At 51.4% G+C, this 3,203-nt stretch carries 1 rRNA gene; it reads right to left on the reverse strand.

The window, feature by feature from the left end:
* Positions 1–149 precede the first annotated feature (149 nt).
* Positions 150–3,041: ribosomal RNA gene (locus tag LCH64_RS28165) — 23S ribosomal RNA — on the reverse strand.
* Between the last annotated feature and the right edge of the window lie 162 nt (positions 3,042–3,203).

The following is a 3,203-nucleotide window of genomic DNA, read 5'->3' on the forward strand; positions in this document are numbered from 1 at the left end:
GGGTACTGACTCGCGGCCTGTTGGCCTCGCTTCAGCAAATCGGGTATGTGATACAGGTGTCTTGTGAGCATCGCGAACTTTCGGTTCATTGCGTCTTCACACACCGCAATCTGATGCTCTCTCGAGTAGTCAAATTGCTTGGGTGTTATATGGTCAAGCCTCACGGGCAATTAGTATTGGTTAGCTCAACGCCTCACAGCGCTTACACACCCAACCTATCAACGTCGTAGTCTTCGACGGCCCTTCAGGGAACTCAAGGTTCCAGTGAGATCTCATCTTGAGGCAAGTTTCCCGCTTAGATGCTTTCAGCGGTTATCTTTCCCGAACATAGCTACCCGGCAATGCCACTGGCGTGACAACCGGAACACCAGAGGTTCGTCCACTCCGGTCCTCTCGTACTAGGAGCAGCCCCTCTCAAATCTCAAACGTCCACGGCAGATAGGGACCGAACTGTCTCACGACGTTCTAAACCCAGCTCGCGTACCACTTTAAATGGCGAACAGCCATACCCTTGGGACCGGCTTCAGCCCCAGGATGTGATGAGCCGACATCGAGGTGCCAAACACCGCCGTCGATATGAACTCTTGGGCGGTATCAGCCTGTTATCCCCGGAGTACCTTTTATCCGTTGAGCGATGGCCCTTCCATACAGAACCACCGGATCACTAAGACCTACTTTCGTACCTGCTCGACGTGTCTGTCTCGCAGTCAAGCGCGCTTTTGCCTTTATACTCTACGACCGATTTCCGACCGGTCTGAGCGCACCTTCGTACTCCTCCGTTACTCTTTAGGAGGAGACCGCCCCAGTCAAACTACCCACCATACACTGTCCTCGATCCGGATAACGGACCTGAGTTAGAACCTCAAAGTTGCCAGGGTGGTATTTCAAGGATGGCTCCACGCGAACTGGCGTCCACGCTTCAAAGCCTCCCACCTATCCTACACAAGCAAATTCAAAGTCCAGTGCAAAGCTATAGTAAAGGTTCACGGGGTCTTTCCGTCTAGCCGCGGATACACTGCATCTTCACAGCGATTTCAATTTCACTGAGTCTCGGGTGGAGACAGCGCCGCCATCGTTACGCCATTCGTGCAGGTCGGAACTTACCCGACAAGGAATTTCGCTACCTTAGGACCGTTATAGTTACGGCCGCCGTTTACCGGGGCTTCGATCAAGAGCTTCGCGTTAGCTAACCCCATCAATTAACCTTCCGGCACCGGGCAGGCGTCACACCCTATACGTCCACTTTCGTGTTTGCAGAGTGCTGTGTTTTTAATAAACAGTCGCAGCGGCCTGGTATCTTCGACCGGCATGAGCTTACGGAGCAAGTCCTTCACCCTCACCGGCGCACCTTCTCCCGAAGTTACGGTGCCATTTTGCCTAGTTCCTTCACCCGAGTTCTCTCAAGCGCCTTGGTATTCTCTACCCAACCACCTGTGTCGGTTTGGGGTACGGTTCCTGGTTATCTGAAGCTTAGAAGCTTTTCTTGGAAGCATGGCATCAACCACTTCGTCACCCAAAGGGTAACTCGTCATCAGCTCTCGGCCTTAAGATCCCGGATTTACCTAAGATCTCAGCCTACCACCTTAAACTTGGACAACCAACGCCAAGCTGGCCTAGCCTTCTCCGTCCCTCCATCGCAATAACCAGAAGTACAGGAATATTAACCTGTTTTCCATCGACTACGCTTTTCAGCCTCGCCTTAGGGACCGACTAACCCTGCGTCGATTAACGTTGCGCAGGAAACCTTGGTCTTTCGGCGTGGGTGTTTTTCACACCCATTGTCGTTACTCATGTCAGCATTCGCACTTCTGATACCTCCAGCAAGCTTCTCAACTCACCTTCACAGGCTTACAGAACGCTCCTCTACCGCATCACTTGCGTGATACCCGTAGCTTCGGTGTATGGTTTGAGCCCCGTTACATCTTCCGCGCAGGCCGACTCGACTAGTGAGCTATTACGCTTTCTTTAAAGGGTGGCTGCTTCTAAGCCAACCTCCTAGCTGTCTAAGCCTTCCCACATCGTTTCCCACTTAACCATAACTTTGGGACCTTAGCTGACGGTCTGGGTTGTTTCCCTTTTCACGACGGACGTTAGCACCCGCCGTGTGTCTCCCATGCTCGGCACTTGTAGGTATTCGGAGTTTGCATCGGTTTGGTAAGTCGGGATGACCCCCTAGCCGAAACAGTGCTCTACCCCCTACAGTGATACATGAGGCGCTACCTAAATAGCTTTCGAGGAGAACCAGCTATCTCCGAGCTTGATTAGCCTTTCACTCCGATCCACAGGTCATCCGCTAACTTTTCAACGGTAGTCGGTTCGGTCCTCCAGTCAGTGTTACCTAACCTTCAACCTGCCCATGGATAGATCGCCCGGTTTCGGGTCTATTCCCAGCGACTAGACGCCCTATTAAGACTCGCTTTCGCTACGCCTCCCCTATTCGGTTAAGCTCGCCACTGAAAATAAGTCGCTGACCCATTATACAAAAGGTACGCAGTCACCCAACAAAGTGGGCTCCCACTGCTTGTACGCATACGGTTTCAGGATCTATTTCACTCCCCTCTCCGGGGTTCTTTTCGCCTTTCCCTCACGGTACTAGTTCACTATCGGTCAGTCAGTAGTATTTAGCCTTGGAGGATGGTCCCCCCATATTCAGACAAAGTTTCTCGTGCTCCGTCCTACTCGATTTCATGACCAAGAGATTTTCGCGTACAGGGCTATCACCCACTATGGCCGCACTTTCCAGAGCGTTCCGCTAATCTCAAAGCCACTTAAGGGCTAGTCCCCGTTCGCTCGCCACTACTAAGGGAATCTCGGTTGATTTCTTTTCCTCAGGGTACTTAGATGTTTCAGTTCCCCTGGTTCGCCTCTTGCACCTATGTATTCAGTACAAGATAACCATCTTATGATGGCTGGGTTCCCCCATTCAGACATCTCCGGATCAAAGTCTGTTTGCCGACTCCCCGAAGCTTTTCGCAGGCTACCACGTCTTTCATCGCCTCTGACTGCCAAGGCATCCACCGTATGCGCTTCTTCACTTGACCATATAACCCCAAGCAATCTGGTTATACTGTGAAGACGACATTCGCCGAAAATTCGCAAAACTCTTAAGAGTCACTCACAAATTTTACCTTAGCCTGATCCGTTACCAGTGAAAGTAACGTTCAGTCTATCTTTCTATCACATACCCAAATTTTTAAAGAACG

Source organism: Pseudomonas sp. MWU16-30322 (assembly GCF_020515535.1).
Lineage (GTDB): Bacteria > Pseudomonadota > Gammaproteobacteria > Pseudomonadales > Pseudomonadaceae > Aquipseudomonas > Aquipseudomonas fluorescens_H.